This is a genomic window from Paenibacillus sp. CAA11 (assembly GCF_003060825.1).
Lineage (GTDB): Bacteria > Bacillota > Bacilli > Paenibacillales > Paenibacillaceae > Fontibacillus.
Window position 1 is genome coordinate 198,844 of the sequence record NZ_CP028922.1, and the last position, 17,230, is coordinate 216,073.

The 17,230-nt window shown below is 45.5% G+C and carries 15 protein-coding genes and 1 other RNA gene; 13 read left to right on the forward strand and 3 right to left on the reverse strand.

The window, feature by feature from the left end:
• The first annotated feature begins 416 nt into the window (after positions 1 to 416).
• From rnr to DCC85_RS01050, 9 genes are all read left to right on the forward strand, one after another.
• On the forward strand, positions 417 to 3,029 hold the full coding sequence (rnr, locus tag DCC85_RS01010) for a ribonuclease R (protein WP_108463891.1): 2,613 nt from the start codon (positions 417 to 419) through the stop codon (positions 3,027 to 3,029).
• A 161-nt stretch (positions 3,030 to 3,190) separates the two neighbouring features.
• Positions 3,191 to 3,670 (forward strand): SsrA-binding protein SmpB, encoded by a 480-nt coding sequence (gene smpB / locus DCC85_RS01015; protein ID WP_108463892.1) that lies wholly within the window; start codon positions 3,191 to 3,193, stop codon positions 3,668 to 3,670.
• Between the two features lie 245 nt (positions 3,671 to 3,915).
• Positions 3,916 to 4,280, forward strand: a transfer-messenger RNA (tmRNA) gene (ssrA, locus tag DCC85_RS01020).
• Between the two features lie 285 nt (positions 4,281 to 4,565).
• Positions 4,566 to 4,766 (forward strand): cold-shock protein, encoded by a 201-nt coding sequence (locus DCC85_RS01025; protein WP_108463893.1) that lies wholly within the window; start codon positions 4,566 to 4,568, stop codon positions 4,764 to 4,766.
• Positions 4,767 to 4,845: 79 nt separating this feature from the next.
• Positions 4,846 to 5,058, forward strand: a complete 213-nt coding sequence (locus DCC85_RS01030) for a cold-shock protein (protein ID WP_108463894.1) — start codon at positions 4,846 to 4,848, stop codon at positions 5,056 to 5,058.
• A 202-nt stretch (positions 5,059 to 5,260) separates the two neighbouring features.
• Complete coding sequence (locus DCC85_RS01035; RefSeq protein WP_108463895.1) at positions 5,261 to 5,458, forward strand: hypothetical protein; 198 nt, start codon at positions 5,261 to 5,263, stop codon at positions 5,456 to 5,458.
• Positions 5,451 to 6,032, forward strand: coding sequence for an ATPase (locus tag DCC85_RS01040; protein ID WP_108463896.1), 582 nt, complete (start codon positions 5,451 to 5,453; stop codon positions 6,030 to 6,032). Before DCC85_RS01035 ends, DCC85_RS01040 begins: the two co-directional genes overlap by 8 nt.
• Positions 6,033 to 6,982: 950 nt before the next feature.
• Positions 6,983 to 7,759, forward strand: coding sequence for an alpha/beta hydrolase (locus DCC85_RS01045; protein ID WP_108463897.1), 777 nt, complete (start codon positions 6,983 to 6,985; stop codon positions 7,757 to 7,759).
• Positions 7,760 to 7,792: 33 nt separating this feature from the next.
• Positions 7,793 to 9,232, forward strand: coding sequence for a family 43 glycosylhydrolase (locus tag DCC85_RS01050; protein ID WP_442789510.1), 1,440 nt, complete (start codon positions 7,793 to 7,795; stop codon positions 9,230 to 9,232).
• Positions 9,233 to 9,341: 109 nt separating this feature from the next.
• Here DCC85_RS01050 and DCC85_RS01055 read toward each other — a convergent pair whose 3' ends face one another.
• Together DCC85_RS01055 and DCC85_RS01060 are read right to left on the reverse strand one after the other, a co-directional pair.
• Positions 9,342 to 9,848: a phenolic acid decarboxylase gene (locus DCC85_RS01055; RefSeq protein ID WP_108463898.1), complete on the reverse strand. Its 507-nt coding sequence runs from the start codon at positions 9,846 to 9,848 to the stop codon at positions 9,342 to 9,344.
• A 42-nt stretch (positions 9,849 to 9,890) separates the two neighbouring features.
• Positions 9,891 to 10,850 (reverse strand): NmrA family NAD(P)-binding protein, encoded by a 960-nt coding sequence (locus DCC85_RS01060; RefSeq protein ID WP_108463899.1) that lies wholly within the window; start codon positions 10,848 to 10,850, stop codon positions 9,891 to 9,893.
• A gap of 122 nt (positions 10,851 to 10,972) precedes the next feature.
• Here DCC85_RS01060 and DCC85_RS01065 point away from each other — a divergent pair, with 122 nt between their 5' ends.
• Together DCC85_RS01065 and DCC85_RS01070 are read left to right on the forward strand one after the other, a co-directional pair.
• The gene (locus DCC85_RS01065; RefSeq protein ID WP_108463900.1) at positions 10,973 to 11,854 is read left to right on the forward strand and encodes a LysR family transcriptional regulator; all 882 of its coding nucleotides are present in this window, start codon (positions 10,973 to 10,975) and stop codon (positions 11,852 to 11,854) included.
• Between the two features lie 620 nt (positions 11,855 to 12,474).
• On the forward strand, positions 12,475 to 13,086 hold the full coding sequence (locus tag DCC85_RS01070; RefSeq protein WP_108463901.1) for a DUF4352 domain-containing protein: 612 nt from the start codon (positions 12,475 to 12,477) through the stop codon (positions 13,084 to 13,086).
• 595 nt (positions 13,087 to 13,681) lie between these two features.
• On the opposite strand, the gene DCC85_RS01080 is transcribed toward DCC85_RS01070, so the two are convergent.
• Positions 13,682 to 13,990: a hypothetical protein gene (locus DCC85_RS01080; protein ID WP_108463903.1), complete on the reverse strand. Its 309-nt coding sequence runs from the start codon at positions 13,988 to 13,990 to the stop codon at positions 13,682 to 13,684.
• Between the two features lie 246 nt (positions 13,991 to 14,236).
• Between DCC85_RS01080 and DCC85_RS01085 the strand changes: the two genes are divergently transcribed.
• Positions 14,237 to 14,992, forward strand: a complete 756-nt coding sequence (locus DCC85_RS01085; protein ID WP_108463904.1) for an ABC transporter ATP-binding protein — start codon at positions 14,237 to 14,239, stop codon at positions 14,990 to 14,992.
• Positions 14,989 to 16,902 carry an FtsX-like permease family protein gene (locus tag DCC85_RS01090; RefSeq protein WP_108463905.1) on the forward strand — a complete coding sequence of 638 codons (1,914 nt, stop codon included), beginning with the start codon at positions 14,989 to 14,991 and terminating at the stop codon, positions 16,900 to 16,902. The genes DCC85_RS01085 and DCC85_RS01090 overlap by 4 nt, the downstream gene beginning before the upstream one ends.
• Positions 16,903 to 17,230 lie beyond the last annotated feature (328 nt).

A 17,230-nucleotide genomic window follows, 5' to 3' on the forward strand; every position in this document is an offset into this window, starting at 1 on the left:
ATAGACTTTATTAGTTTAGACCCCTAGCAAACGTAGAGCAGTTCATTCTCGTGATGAATTGTGTTTGTTGCACTGTGTAAAATTATGACTCCTATACCATTATAAAGACAGATTAAGCAGATTGCGATATGGCTAAAGAAATCCATGCTCTGCCTCGGGTTTATTGGCTGTGCTTTGAGACATACGATTTTGGGGCTCTAGCAGGATGTGGAGGGTTGATTTCGTGTATACTAGGGTATATAGATGAAGAAGAAATTTATGGAACAATTAAAACGCACGGAGGGCGAAGTGTAGTAGTTCCGTTTTTTCCTATTCGTACAATAAATTAACGGCGGATCTAATGCGTATTGAAGCTATCGCTGACGGAATACTACATATTATTTGGCTAAATAGACAAGCCGCCTTGAGGTGAGATAATGATTACAGAATCAACATTGCTTGATTTCATGCGGGAGACCGCTTATAAACCAATGACTTATCAGGAGTTAGAGGAGCATTTTCAGATTAAGGACGCTTCGGAGTTCAAGGAGTTCCTCAAGCTTCTCAACAGATTGGAGCAGGAGGGGAAAATCCTGCTTACCCGCACACAGCGCTACGGCGTGCCAGAGCGTATGGACCTGGTGCGGGGACGCCTGCAGGCTCATGCCAAGGGCTTTGCCTTCTTGATTCCCGAGGATCGCGAGCATCCGGATGTCTATATCCATGCGAACGATTTGAAGAGCGCCATGAACGGAGATACCGTTCTAGTGCGCGTCAGCGCCAGAAGTGTTGCCGGAGGCAAGCTCGAAGGAGAGGTTGTTCGTATTGTAACCCGGGCCGTTACTCAGGTTGTTGGAGTATTTCAGCATCAAGAGACCTATGGCTTTGTCGTGCCGGATGATAAGCGGATTAACCGGGATATCTTTATTCCGGGTGATAAGTTTGGAGGCGCGGTCGAAGGGGAGAAGGTCGTTGTCCGGATCGTTAACTATCCGGAGGGACGAGCGGCGGCAGAAGGAGAAGTTATTGAAATTCTAGGTCATAAGGATGACCCGGGTGTAGATATTCTCTCCATTATTCGCAAGCACCAGCTGCCGGAGGCTTTCCCCGATGAAGTCATGGAGGAGGCACAAGCTGTTCCTGATACGATTGACCAAGACGAGATTGTAAGGCAGGGACGGCGTGATCTGCGCGACAAGGTGATCGTGACCATTGACGGTGAAGATGCTAAGGACCTGGATGACGCGGTCAACGTGGAGCGGCTGCCGAACGGGAATTACCGTCTTGGTGTGCATATTGCCGATGTAGGCTACTATGTGCAGGAGAAATCGCAGCTTGACCAGGAAGCCTATAATCGGGGCTGCAGTGTCTACTTGGTAGACCGGGTGATCCCGATGCTTCCGCATCGCTTGTCCAACGGCATATGCAGCTTGAATCCGAAGGTGGACCGTTTTACCCTGTCCTGTGAGATGGAGTTTAACGAGCATATGAAGGTCGTGAAGCACGACGTCTTCACCAGCGTAATTCGGACCAAGGAGCGGATGACGTATACAAATGTCCGCAAAATCCTTCAGGATGAAGATCCGGAAGTGACTGAGCGTTATAGTGATCTGGTGGAGAACTTCAAGGACATGCGCGACCTGGCGCTGAAGCTCCGGGCGAACCGGATGCGCCGCGGGGCGGTTGACTTCGACTTCGAGGAATCCAAGGTCATTGTGGACGAGACGGGAAAAGCGGTCGACATTGTGAAGCGCGAGCGCTCCATTGCTGAGCAGATTATTGAAGAGTTCATGCTGGCAGCTAACGAGACGGTGGCGGAGCATTTCCACTGGCTGAAGGTTCCTTTCATTTACCGGATTCACGAGGACCCGGATCCCGAGAAGCTGATGAACTTTATGGCCTTTGCGGCCAACTTTGGCTATAGCGTGAAGGGTAAAGGCAACTCTATTCATCCGCGGGCCTTGCAGACCTTATTGGAGGACATTCAAGGGACAAAGGAACAGACGGTGATCAGCACGATGATGCTGAGATCGATGAAGCAGGCGAAATATGATGCTGAGAGCACCGGCCACTTTGGGCTGGCAGCGGAGTTCTATACGCACTTCACCTCGCCAATTCGCCGGTATCCTGACCTTGTGATCCATCGGGTGATCCGTGAGGTGATCGAGAATGGCGGGACACTGCCTGCGGATCGTCAGGAATATTTGGCGAGTCGTATGAAGGACATTGCGCAGCAATCGTCCGAGCGGGAACGCGTCGCCGTTGAAGCCGAACGGGATACGGAGCAGCTGAAGAAGGCGGAGTTCATGCTGGACAAAGTCGGCGAAGAATTCCCGGGGATTATCAGCAGCGTGACAAGCTTCGGTATGTTCATCGAACTGGAAAATACCGTCGAAGGCTTGATTCGTCTCAGTGCCTTAACCGACGACTATTATCACTTCCATGAGCAGCATATGGCGCTCATCGGGGAGCGCACGTCGAAGATCTTCCGGATCGGAGACGAAGTGAAGATCCGCGTGGCGCGCGTAAATATGGACGACCATACCATCGACTTCGAGATGGTCGACATGAAGCCGCGCAGCCGGGAGGATCGGCCGCGCGGAGGCGGCGGAGGCGGCCGGGGCAAGGCCGGCCGTAGCAAAGCCGGCGCGGGCGAGGCGGTCTTCGCCGGCGGCGGCAAGCGCGGCAAGAAGAAGCGCGGCGCTGGAGCCGCCGCGGCGGGTGCTGAGCCGCGCAAGGGCAAAGGCGGGCGCAGCGCCGACAAGGCGCCTGCTGCCGCGAAGCCGGCCGCGCCGAGCTTCGGCTTCGGCAGCGGCAAGGGCGGCTACGCCAGCGGCTCGCCCGAGGGCTACTCGCGCGACGGCGGGGCCGGTGCGCCGGGCGGCGGATCGCGCCGCAAGAAGACGTCGGCGAGCGGCATCTTCAACGCCGCCGGTGATGGAGGCGGCGCAGCGGGTGAGGGTGCGCCGCGCAAGAAGCGCAACAAGGGCGGCCGAGGCAAGGGCGCGAAGAATAACGCGACCGCCGCTTTTGTTCGCAAGAAGAAATAGCAATTTCTTGTGTTGAATGAAGGGTGTAAGAGGGTCCCGGAAATGCGGCATTCGTCGCCTTCCGGGGCTTCTTGATTTTGACGGGAGCAGTTGGTACAATTGAGGTCTAGTCTGAAGTCGGGTGTGACTTAAGATAGGAATCTGATTGAAGGAGTGAGAACATGGGTAAGAAGAGTGACGGGAAGGTTCTGGCCCAGAACAAGAAGGCTTCCCATGACTACTTCATTGAAGATACGATTGAAGCCGGCATGGTGCTGACCGGGACGGAAATCAAGTCGCTGCGGGCGGCGCGCGCCAATATTGGCGATGCTTTTGCCACCATTCGCAACGGGGAGATTTTTGTACACAACATGCACATCAGCCCTTTTGAACAAGGGAACCGCAACAATCCTACCGATCCGACACGTACCCGCAAGCTGCTGCTGCACAAGTCGCAGATCAGCAAGCTGCTCGGTCAAGCGAAGCAGGAAGGCTACACCATTGTGCCGCTCAAGGTCTATGTGCGCAACGGGTATGCGAAGCTGCTCCTGGGACTCGGGAAAGGGAAGAAGCAGTATGACAAGCGGGAATCCGCGGCGAGAAAGGATGCACAGCGCGATATCCAGCGGGCGCTGAAGGAGCGCCAGAAGATTGCCAGATAAGACTGAAGTTGGCTGAAGTGATGGTCTTACAGAAGTGGCATGAATTATGCAGGTTTCCAGTAAGTTTGCAAGCATTGTGTTGTATGGTATGCTATAATAAATGATATAAGCACGGTACAGCATGATGGATATACGCTATACCGGAAGACGTCCAATTTTTTATGGAGGAATTGGATGGTCTATTGATTTATCGTTTGCCTATTGCCGGGCACCGATTGATCCTTAAGCAGTACCCTTTTTAATTCGGGGGCGTTTTTGGATTCGACGGGGGTTGTTCGAGCATGGGTAGCGGGTAGTGGGGACGCGTCCACTTCATCAACGCTAAAGCCTATTAAACGGCAAACAACAACAATCTTACGCTCTCGCAGCTTAATAACCTGCAGACGTGCTCTCGCTCTGTATCGCCCATGTACCGGGATGAGGGCTCAACTTTAGTGGGATACGCTGTCTAGTCTCCGCCTGCGGCTAGCTGAAGAAGACAAACAGGCTGACCCTTTCGAGATCCGGTTACGGGGAGCTTGACTGGGTGACATCAAAACTGTGACTACACCCGTAGAAACCTATGTGGCGTTGCCTTCGGACAGGGGTTCGACTCCCCTCGCCTCCATACTTTATTAGAGAAAAGCGGCCGACACGGCGGCTTTTTTTTCGTTCAATTAACTCTCACCAGCTAAGGTTATGTAGGGACATGGTTAACAAAGAAGTGGGAAGCTGGCGGAAATAAGATAGAGTTGTAAATTGGATTCAGTTGTGTTATAGTTAACTTATTGGAATTTCAACCTGAGATCACATATTGTAGAGGGTTATGATTTTGATTAAGTAGCCTTGTACAATATGTGATTTTTTTTTAGAAGTTGAAGATCATGTAAATATAAAAATATGGAGGTAATTGACCATGCAAAAAGGAACAGTAAAGTGGTTTAATGCAGATAAAGGCTTTGGTTTTATTGAGGTTGAAGGCGGAGACGACGTATTCGTACACTTCAGTGCAATTGTTAGCGACGGCTTCAAATCGTTGGACGAAGGTCAACGCGTTGAATTTAATGTAGTACAAGGCAATCGAGGCCCACAGGCCGAGAATGTTGTTAAACTATAAAATGGTTGTTAGAAAGTCCCAAACTTAGTGTTGGGGCTTTTTTTCGCTCATTATTCCAGAAGAGAAAGAGGGTTACTGTTTGTACTATTCAAGGAAAAGACCGATGATTGATCTTCCACAGGAAATGACAACTATATGGTCGTGCACCAATGAAAAGTGCAATGGATGGATGAGGGATAACTTTGTTTTTTTGAATCAACCCATATGTGGCCAGTGCAACTCCTTCATGGAGAAGAGTGAGAAAATGCTGCCTATTTTGGCTAATACAAGTCCTAATCAGACGAAGCACTAATAGTTGAGGATCAGTGACATCACAAATGTCACACTACACCCGTAGAAACCTATGTAGCGTTGCCTTCGGACAGAGGTTCGACTCCCCTGGCCTCCATAAAAGTAAGACGAAAAGCCTTCAGCCATTGATGTGGTTGTTGGCTTTTTTATTGTGATATAATAATGTTCAACAATTAACGGAAAGCATTAAGGAGGTCATTGTTATGGCAGTAGATCGAGAACAGCTTCAGAATATACTTAAGAAAGCCAATCAGCGTGCTCGTCAACAAGCCAAGCAATCTGGAGCATCCCTTTACTATATAAAAGATAACAGACGTATTCGTGAAGATGCAGAAGGTAATAAATTCGAGATTGTTTTCGATTCCCAAGGAAAGCGGACGGAGCGGAAATATTTTGAATAATAATAAACCTGTCATGACGATATTTGCCGGTACCAACGGTGCTGGTAAAAGTACAATAAGCTTGCAAATGAGGGAGTTTATTGGAGAGGTTGTTGATCCTGATCAAATTGCTATGCGGCTCAATTCTGAAGATCCGCGAAGTGCGGATTTGTCAGCAGGTAAGGAAGCGATCAAAAGGATCCGAGCACTGATTCACTCTAATAATCATTTTGCTGTGGAAACGACACTTTCGGGTACATTTTTTTTAAGACATATGCAGCTAGCGAAGGAAAAAGGTTATGCAATTGTAATGTATTATATTGGCCTTCAGGATGTACAGATGCATATTGATCGTGTGGCTTCTCGTGTAGAGCAGGGAGGTCATTGGATTGCAGAAGAGGATATCCGTTGGCGTTATGGACAATCGTTGCAGAATCTAAAGCCTGCTGTGAGCATAGCAGACCAGCTCATTATTATTGATAATACATTTGAACCTACGATCATTGCGGAAATTCGGCAAAATCAATTAATTTACCAAACAAATCAAATACCGAGTTGGTCAAAAAGTGTACTCGATCTATTTAGGAGTCGTTGACATCAAAACTGTGACTACACCCGTAGAAACCTATGTGGCGTTGCCTTCAGACAGGGGCCAGGCTTTCCTTGCCTCCATACTAGAAGCCCGCTCTGTTGAGCGGGTTTTTGCTTTTTAAAGAGTGAAGTTGAAAATTAAATGTAGACATCATCATTTTGAACCTGACCAACGCTCTGATAGACTTTTGTCGTTTAGATTCCATATCCTTTTTCCGTTCAAAAGCTGCGCCAGCGATTTTTGAATTCAAATCTTTTGTATGGTGTCCTGGAATGCGCCATACCCGTTTGTTTTTGCAAACTTATCAAAATTCTGACCTTTTATCATATTGGATAAGCTCGATTTTCGAATAAAACTGCAGCTGTTCTCATATGTCTCTCTAATAGGGAGTCAATTATTTCTGTTTATTCTTTGCAGCTGAATGATCTTAATTTGATATTGTAAGTTTATTCCCATCCGTTTATATTGGGGGTATGATTAAAATGTAAATAATGTAGATAATTGGTGCAGATACACTTAATTATTGATCAGATTTCATTTCTGAAGTCATCGTTAAATGATAACGCTTCAATCTCAAAAGTATCATTATCGTTTGGGATGACATCCCTCAGAATACGACATTCCTATTACCGGATGCATACGGTCGAAGAGGAGGTGCTCCGTTTCTGTAGAGCTAACGGCTCACTTTGCTGTACAAGGATTTTTGAAATCCTTGTGTTGAAAACGCTAACATCTGGGTGAACGGGAAAACAGTAAGGGTAACCGGTCTGCATAAAGTGAATTGGACTCAACTGCTATGGGGTGATCCTCTACGATGAGTGGAAGTTTACAAACACACGGTAGAATTTGAACTAGCAGGAGGGGAAGAAAGGATAAGCAGTTTGCGATCTTGGGATTTAACTGTGCGCTGTGATCCATTCGTTTTGGAGGAAAATATGAAAGGAGAAAATAGAATGAGAATAACAGCTCCCGAAGGATACGATCAGTACAGGGAAAATATAGCCCGTGGAAACGTGGAAATGGTGGAGTATATCTCTAGGGCGGTAGGGAATCCCCGTAAAACGAGGATATATACGCCCCCAGGATATTCTCAAGACCAAACGTATAACGTGCTGTACCTTTTGCACGGTATTGGAGGGGATGAAAACGAATGGTTTAACCATGGGCAGCCCCATATCATTCTTGATAACCTGTACGCTGACGGCATGCTGGAGCCCATGATCGTCGTATTTCCTAACGGCCGAGCCATGCCGGATGACCGTCCTGTTGGAGATATTTTTGATCCTGAGAAGATCCAGGCGTTTGAAAGGTTCGAATTGGACCTGCTCCAGGACCTGATCCCATTTATTGAAACGAATTATAAGGTATCGACAGACCGGGAGGGGCGTGCGATCGCCGGTTTGTCCATGGGCGGAGGGCAATCCTTGAATATTGGCTTGAATCATCTCGATCGGTTTGCCTGGATCGGGGCCTTTTCCCCGGCACCTAATACTAAAGCTCCCGAGCAGCTCATTCCGAATCCGCAGGAAGCGGCAGCCCTTCTCCGACTGCTTTGGCTTTCGTGCGGCGATGAGGATAATCTCAAGCATATCAGCGAACGGACTCATGCTTATTTGGCGGAGCACGGTGTGCCTCACATCTGGGCGGAGGAAAGCGGCGGCCATGATTGGCCCGTATGGAAAAACGATCTGTATCATTTTTCCCAACGGTTATTCAAAGGTACAAAGTGAGCGGAAAGTCTTGCAGTTCATAAGGAGGGTGTAATGATAGTGAAAAAACAAGGATTGAATCCCTATCTGCCATCATGGGAATACGTGCCTGACGGAGAACCGTATGTTTTTAACGGCAGAGTTTATGTGTATGGTTCGCACGATCGTTTTAACGGACACGCTTTTTGTTTAAATGACTATGTGTGTTGGTCGGCACCCGTGGACGATTTGGGTGACTGGCGATATGAAGGTGTGATTTACAAGAAAACGGATGACCCGCTTAATCCGAACGGGAGCATGTGCCTATATGCGCCGGACGTTACCGTCGGTCCAGATGGGCGGTATTATCTCTATTATGTTCTGGATAAGGTTTCGATCGTTTCAGTAGCCGTCTGTGATACGCCAGCTGGCAAGTATGAATTCTACGGTTACGTCAAGTATGCAGACGGCACACGCCTGGGTGAAAGAGAAGGCGATGAGCCCCAGTTTGATCCGGGTGTGTTGACGGAAGGGGAGAGAACCTACCTGTATACCGGTTTCTGTGCAATTGGAGACAAATCCAGACACGGTGCAATGGCCACGGTGCTTGGCCCTGATATGCTGACGATTATAGAAGAACCGGTATTTGTCGCGCCGAGCGAACCTTACAGCAAGGGCAGCGGGTTTGAAGGACATGAGTTTTTTGAGGCTCCTTCCATAAGGAAGAGAGGCGATACCTATTATTTTGTCTATTCCTCGATCGTCATGCATGAATTGTGTTATGCTACCAGCCAATTTCCAACCAAAGGATTTGTCTATCAGGGGGTTGTCGTAAGCAACAACGATCTTCATATGGATTCCTCCAAGCCAGCGGACAAACCGATGTATTACGGCGGAAATAATCATGGCAGCATCGTCCACATCAATGAGAATTGGTTTGTGTTTTACCATAGACATACCAACGGTACAGCTTTTTGCCGGCAAGGCTGTATCGAGCCGATCGTATTCCGGGAGGATGGAACGATTCTTCAGGCGGAGATGACCTCCTGTGGTCCAAACGGGGGACCGCTTGCGGGCCGAGGGGAATATCCCGCTTACCTGGCATGCAATCTGTTTTGCAAAGATGAGCAGATGTATACAGGGGGGTTCGATCAATCCGGGGCATGGCTGGATAGCCGTTTTCCGAAAATAACCCAGGATGGAAAAGACGGGGATGAAGAAGTCGGGTACATCGCCAATATGACGGATTCCGCTACGGCCGGTTTCAAGTATTTTGACTGCCGTGGAATCCGGAAGATTAAAATCAAGGTGCGCGGATATTGCCACGGCGCCTTTGAGGTGAGAACAGCTTGGGACGGCCCGGCCCTCGGAAGTATACCGGTTAATTCTTCGAATATCTGGACGGAGTATTCTGCTGATCTCGTCATACCGGACGGCATACAAGCGTTATATTTTACATATGTAGGCTCGGGAGGCGCAAGCCTGTCCTCGTTTACATTACTTGGAGATGAGTAGGGATATCATGTAAAAAAAATCGGCCTTGTTCGCACCGTATGCGAAGAGGCCGACTTTTGTTCTTCTTCAGTTTGACCGAATTATATCGATCATTCGTTTTTAGATTTACTTATTTCAATTTCCCTGCACGGATGTCGTCAGTCATCCCTTTATAAGGCGCTTTGGAAATGAGTTCTTCATTGTCAATACCGGCATTTTCCAAAAATGTGATATCGGCAAATTCAGGAACAACATACTTCGGATAAGTTTCATATTTTTCGCGCGCTTCTTTCATTAATTCCAGATGATCATTTTGATAACAAACCGTAATTTCGGGATGTTCATGAACCCATTTTGGGAAGAAAATAACACCGTGCATTCGTTTTTCATTCGGCATAAAGTTCAAGGAAACGTCTGTCCCTGTTGGCTCGGTCCATGATACTTTATAAACGCCTTCTGTTAATTTTACAATATCAACTTCCTGGTCGCGCACCCAGCGGCCCGCAACCATGCCGCTATGGATACGATAATCAATGGTATGGTCATTCTTGATGTAGATTTCGTATTCCCAACCAATTTCATAAGTATAAATCATATGGCTTCCTACAAAGTCTTTTAAAGCTTCTTTCGGTTGCATATGGATTTCTCCTTATTTAAATATTTGTCTGCATGAACAATGTTATTTCATATCCCGCCAGTTTTGGATATTGTTCTCCCAAATATATTTATATTTTCCAATAATATCCCTTGCTGTTTTTGGCTTTTGTCCAGTCAAAGTCTCAATAGCATTGGAGTGAACGTTTAAAAGCCCTTCTTTGATGCTGGCATCGGTTGTCACGAGATCATCGCCGCAGAATGGAACAGGCGAGCGGGAGAAATCTCCGGTAATTTCCCTAGGAATGTGCATTTTTTCTAGGTGTTTATAATATTGCTCCGCATCTACAGGAATATATTCCAGGTCTCTACCTGAAACTTCTTTAATGAGGTTGCACAGATCCCTTACGGAAACAGATTCTGATCCTACGATATTATAAGCCTCGTTGTCTTTACCTTTTCCGAGTAGGGCTGCGGCTGCTGCCCTTGCGCAATCATCTTTGTGAACTAAAGTAGCTCGTTCTTCACCGGCAGTGCTTAGCCATTTATTGTCGGACATGAGTGCCAACATCGTATACATCGTCAGATAGTTTTCTAAATATAAGTTATTTCTCATTGCATTGTAAGCAATACCTGTTGACTTTAAGTAGTTTTCAGTTGCTGTATGGTCTGGAGTTACAAAAACGTGAGCGTAATTAGGATCTGTTGCACCTATAAATGAACTATACGTAATGTGAGAGATTCCTGCTTTGATTGCCGTATCAATCGCATTTTTGTGTTGTTCGACTCTTCTGCCTACTTCAAGGCCAGAGACAATATAGATACGGTCACCATCTTTGAAAGCCCGTTCCATGGATGGAATGTCATCGTAATTGATTTCAAAGATTTTGACTCCCGCATTCTCCCAACGTTGAACCGTGTCTTGGGGAATTCTGTCTTTCTTCATGCATGTGAAGGTTAAATTGCGGCCATCTACTTCTGCGAGCACCGTTTCCGCCACACGGCTTGCTAGTTGACCATCTACGCCTGTTATAATATAACGCATGTTTATTCCTTCTTCCCTAGTGATTTATTTCACAAGGTAAGAATAGCATAGGTTGACACTAGAGTGAAATTACCCTATGTTATGATTTATAAAAAAGATTTATTATTAAAAGGATGTTTTAAATGAATATTCAGCAATTAAAGTGCTTTGTTTCTCTTGCCGAGACCCTGAATTTTTCAACAACAGCTGAGAAGTTAAATTTGACACAACCTGCTGTAAGCCATAACATAAAAAGTTTAGAAAATGAGCTGGGAATCATTTTATTTGTTCGCAACAAAAGGACTGTTAATTTGACTTTAGCCGGCAATAGTTTTTACGAAGATATGGAAGGACTTCTGTTTAGATTAGACCAATCGATTAAGAAAGCAAAACTGCTATCGGAGAAATACGAAAGCACTTTGGTTATCGGATACACGGAGACTGTTTTTGAGAAGAAAGTTTTGCCGGACATGATTAGGCGATTTAAGGAAAAATACCCGCAGATTCAAATTCAGTTGAAAAAGTCTAATTTGACTAGAGAGAAAGAAGACTTATTAAACCAAAAGTTTGACGTCATATTTACTTCGGATGATAATTTAGGAAAGGACATCGATTTTTGTTTTTATCCGGTACTTCAAGGGTTCTATGTTTGTGTATTGCCCCAAAATCATCCTTTCGCGAATGAAAGTGTGCTGGACATCGAACAATTAAATCATCAATCGATCATTTTATTTGACGAGCACCAATCCCCCCCTACTCTAAAAAGGATGAACAAGAAAATTACGGAGAATTGTCCTGATTCCATTTATACCTATGGAGATACCATAAATACAGTGCATACCATGATAAAAAGTGATCTTGGCGTTTCGGTTCTGCCGAACTTTGTGATTGGGGAGGACAGCGAGATCGCCGTTGTTCCTTTAAGCTATACTGAAGAAGTGGTCTACGGTCTTGCTTGCCTTAGAAGCGAAGAGCGCTTAGAAGTAAAACGCTGGATTTCAACTATAAAAGAGTTGCTCACTTAAAGGGATGAAATTTTTAAAACTCCTGTGTGACTTTGTAGAAAAACTGTAGACCAAAACAATGGAAGAGAATAAATGGTGGCAGTAAGAGTCTGTCAGGATTTAGTAACAGAAGCTGCGATGGGGTAAAAAATCAAGGACGAGAGTTCGACTCCCCTCACCTTCATAGGTAGGATGAGAAAAAGCGACCGTGATTGGTCGCTTTTTGCATCTTGGAAATTAAAAGTTGCCAATGCCCTCTAATAATTTCGGTCAATTCCTCGAAAGTGAATGGGGTTCAGTATTGAGTTAAACCCTTGATCCCGATTAATTTTAAAGGGAATTTATGAGCTATCCATGGCACCTAATGCGAGGGCGGATAATTAATTTTATAAGCAAAGAATTTCATTATTAATTAACTGAAAAGGAATACATATTTTTTCTTGGCCGAGATGTGACATAATCCCTACCACGGTAGTGCCAGAGAAACCTTTATATTTGATGAAATAGGAAGTAGAAATAATACGGTAAAGTAGTGACTCAAAAAACTAGGTCTAAGGGTAGAAAAAATGTTAAAAAAATGAAACTTAAAAATCAAAAGAAATCATAGTATGTGGTAATATGTAGAAAAGGGGGAGATAGTTTTGAGAAAGACTAGTTTAGGGATTTTAACTTTGGCACTGTTATTACTGGTTACTGCATGTGGCGATGCCACATCTACATCAACAGGAAAGCAGAATGCTAATACTTCTGTAAAGGATCAAGGCACTGTAAAGAACGTAAATAATGAGCAAACAGGTGATGCTGTTAAAGCAGAACCGGCTAAGGAACCTGAAGAGCAGAAAGAGGCTGTCTACAAAGTAGGGGACAAGTTCAATCTAGGCAATTGGAAAGTTGTTCTTAACTCCTTTGAGTTCAATCAAAAAGTCAGTGATAAATACTTTTCTTCTAGTGCTGATGAGGGCAATAAATTTTTAATTTTAAATTATACAGTTACTAATGAAGGAACGGAAGCAGACAACTTTACGTCAATGATTGGCGGAGTCGAAATGAAGGCAATATTTAAAGACAAGTATGAGTATAAATATACGATCACGATGATAGATAAAGACTTTGGCAAAGAAAGTATTAAGCCACTATCTTCAAAAACTGGATTTGTTGTAATAGAAGTTCCTGACGAAGTATCTAAATCAAAGGATGGTTTGATTCTAAAGCTTGCAAAAGATAAAGACAAGGCCACTATTAATTTAAGATAGCTGAAGTTGCTGCCACTAGTATGAAGGAACCGCGAGCTTTAGGGAGAAATCCCTTACGCTTGCGGTTTTTTTGGAGTTCCACCACTTTGTGTCCATTATCGCTTCCTTGGACTCGACGGGGCTGGGTAAACCACTTCTGCTCTAAGTCTTCGGGTTTCTCTGAAGTCGAGTACGACATCCTCAAGTCTGCAACAAAAGCCTTCAACTGGCCTTTCTTTTTTTAGAAAACAACAACCCAGCACCTTATCGGTGCTGGGTTTGTTATGTTTCCCTCTAAAAACAAGTAAATGACACAATGCTTCTGAGATCGACTCCAGTAAATACCCATATTCGACCGGTCCATCGAAAACCTGCAACGGATGTACGCCCTACAAAGGTTGGGAAGAACCAGAATGAGTTCCCATTTCTCAGCCACACATAGGTGTTGCGGAATAAACAACCGACAATAGCTCCGGGATCAATGGCGAATGCTGTAGCAGCGGGCTGTGGTGGTGTAAATGCTGGAGGAGGCGAGGAGGGGGGCTGCTGTGTTCCTTGTGGTCCTTGAGGCGGTATGAATGACATAAGACTTCACTCCTTTTAGGATTGATTAGGCCTATAACAATGAAATGGTGAGTAAATTGAACAGCACTAGGGGTAAAACATAACCACTTTGGAAACCAGGAACAAAGCCTCGACTAGCCATCTGGCTTGGTAATCTTAAGTACAAAATTCCTCTTTCGCTGTGAATAAGTAATCCTTCAAAAACATCACCATCTACGGTTTCCACTCGAACAAGTTTATTAACATGGATTTTACATATACTTGCCATGTGGTCTTGAATGGATTTTAAGTTATGCATAGTAGCTGGGTCCATTTGATATAGTGTTGTTTGTTCTTGTTGTCCCTGCTGTTGTAAGCTCATGGTCTTGACCTCCAATTCAGATTCATTCATTTTCTTCATCGTATGCAGATGCCTATAGGTGAGTGACTAGCTGCAGCGTGATTATGTATGAAATTGTATTGACAAGTAGAATAAGGAGGAAGATAATTGCTGCAAATTAGGCAGTTAATTCCAATACTCAGAAGGCGGCAGTTTCTATTCAGTGTATAAATTAAGCTAAAGGCCTATCAAGCAATCCTAAATCTATTAGCATGAAGGATGATGGTTATGAACGCTTTGGAAATGAAGCAGGTTGCCAAGCAGTATCGGATTCACGGGAACCGTAATACCATGGCTCTGAACCATGTGGATATGGTCCTGGGAAACAACGAGTTTGTGGGGATCATGGGAACCTCGGGCAGCGGGAAAACGACTTTATTAAACGTGGCATCCGGCATCGACAAATGCGATGAAGGGGAGATTCTCATCGGCGGCTGCAATATCTGTGAGATGAAGAAGAACGAGCTCTCCTTGTTTCGGAGGAACCATATCGGCATGGTATTTCAGGATTTCAATCTGCTGAACAGCTTGACGGTTCGAGAGAACATCCTGGTTCCGCTGATTCTGGACAAGAATACGGAGAAATTGGAGGGGGGGGAGGCGGAGATAGAGCGTCTGGCGGAGATGCTGGATATCGGGTCGATTCTTGATCAATATCCATATGAGATTTCCGGCGGGCAGCAGCAGAGGGCGGCCATCTGCCGCGCGATTATCAATGATCCCGAGATTGTGTTTGCCGATGAGCCTACGGGAAATCTGGATTCTCAGTCCTCCGAGAAGGTCCTGTCCTATTTCGAGCTGATCCATCAGACCCGTGAGGCGAGTATTCTCATGGTGACGCATGATCCTTTCTCCGCCCGCCACTGTCAGAGGGTGATCTTCTTGCAAGACGGTTCCGTGCTGGGTGAGATCCGCAGGCAAAGCGACGATAAGGAGAAGTTTATGAATCGAATTCTGGATGTGCTGCAAAGAGGCCGCGTATGAGAACGCTCGCTCTCAAAATGTTCAAGGCGAACATTCAGCAATACCGTCTGTTTATCCTGTGCAATTTGGCGTCGGTTGCGATTCTATATAGCTTTATCGCCATTTCTGTCAATAAATCCTTTAAAAACCCTACCCTAGTCGATTCCATGATTTCGAGCAATATATATGCTCCGACGGCGCTGGTCGTCCTGTTCAGCTGTCTGTTTATTCCCTACACCCACAGTGTATTTATGAAGGTTAGGTCTAAAGAGTACGGCATATTGCTGACGCTTGGCATGACGGAGAACGAGGCAAGAGTTCAGGTTCTGATCGAGAACCTGGTGCTGTGCATTTTCTTTCTGGTATGCGGACTGGGCGCGGGTACCCTGCTGTTGTTGTTCTTCTGGAGATTTATCCGGTATGGAATTGGAATTTACGGCATCCCGATGACGGTCTCTCTCACAGCCTATAAACTGACAGCGCTGTACGCGGGAGGCATATTCATGCTGTCGTTGGCCGTTAATCTGCTAGGCATGCTGAAGAGCAGCATATTAGAGAAAATCAAATATACCGATAGAACGGAGAACGGTGGACATGCCAGGGTCTGGCTGTGCGTAGTCGGTGCAGGGTTAACGGTGGCTTCCTTTACCATTATGTTTTTCTTTTATCATATTCAGAGCAATATTTGGTTCGTCAGCTTGCTGGTGTGCGTGCTGGGCTCGCTGCTGATTTTTTTCAACGGGAGTGCATTGATTGATTACTTCAAGCGCAAGCACCCTAAGCCGTATCTAAAGCGGCTCTTTCTGCTGTCGGACATGAAATATTATTATCGCAAGAACCGAACCATTTTTTTTGTGACGAGCTGGATATTCTTTGCCATCCTGTTCTTTATCATGTTCAGTCTGGTAACCTACCCCAACTTTACGCGTAACGCGGTTACTTACCATCCGTACCATATGGTTTATACGGAGATTGAAGGCAGCTACCGGCCGTTGGGAGATCATGAAGTCCAGAAAATTGCAGAAGCTCATGATAATCGGGTAGTCCGGGAGGACAGCATAAAATTCGTCAGGAATAATGCCTACACGGTCTTCGACGTTGCGGATATCAACAAGCTGTTGGCAAAAAGCTACAAGGTTCAGAAAGGCTCGGTCCTCTATGTATATCCGTATGATGTCAACGATGGGTATGAACATGTGACGGATAGGAATATTGCTGATTTCCGGATGGATTCATCCGAAGGGGCTAGGTCTTTTTCTGTTCAGGATACGGTAACGGACCCCTTGTTTGGACAGGTGGGCAGTATATCCGGCCGGATTTTGGTGGTCAACTCGCAGGACTATTCATGGATTGCCTCGCATAGTGACAGCTATAAAATCAGCGGGTTGCTGCATGCTTATCATTTCGCCGACTGGAGGCATTCGAAGGGCGTTGTAGAGGATGTAGCGAAGAAGCTGCACGAACAGAATGGGGGCGATCCGCAGGATCGTTTTTATCAGATTAGCTCCCGAATAGCGGCTTACCGAACCGCGCAGCAAAGCTCCAATTTCTTAACATTTGCCGTGTTGTATGCCTGCTTGTTGTTATATTTCTCCGCGATCGCTATGATTCACTTCAAATTGAAGATGGAATCTATGAGTGACAACAAGCGGTACCAGGGCTTATATCGAATTGGATTGTTGGACGGGGAACTGAGGACGATGATTGATCGAAAACTCCGCGTAATTTTTGGCGTCCCATTTGTTTATGCTGCAGTTCTAACGATCGCGTACAGCTATTATATCAACAGCTCTTACGGCTACGGCCTAATCGGCCTGGCCAGTGCCGCTGTAACCGTATCTATCTTCCTTCTTCTGCATATTACAGTATATCGCTGCTATGCGCGCAGCTCCTTTCGACAAGCGGTGGCGGGGATAACGGGGATTAAGTGAGGTTTTGAACGGCATAGGACATGATCCTTCTCCTACAATCTTGCTGATTCCCAAAGAAATAAACCGCCCTCTGCACTTAAGACAAAGACAAACTCGCCCTCATATGGAGCGTGAATACGCCGTGGAGTTTGTTATAGACATTGCTAAAAACTTACATCTGTTATAAACAATTTCTCATATTTTGAAAGAACATTCTGAAGAAAAATAAACAAGCATCCGTTCCTTCTTCATTGAATTGATAATTTCAGTTCCTTTCTTATTTTAAACCTAGTAATCGTAAAAATAATCCAGGTAACTGATTACATTATATGTGGGGGTATTAAATTGA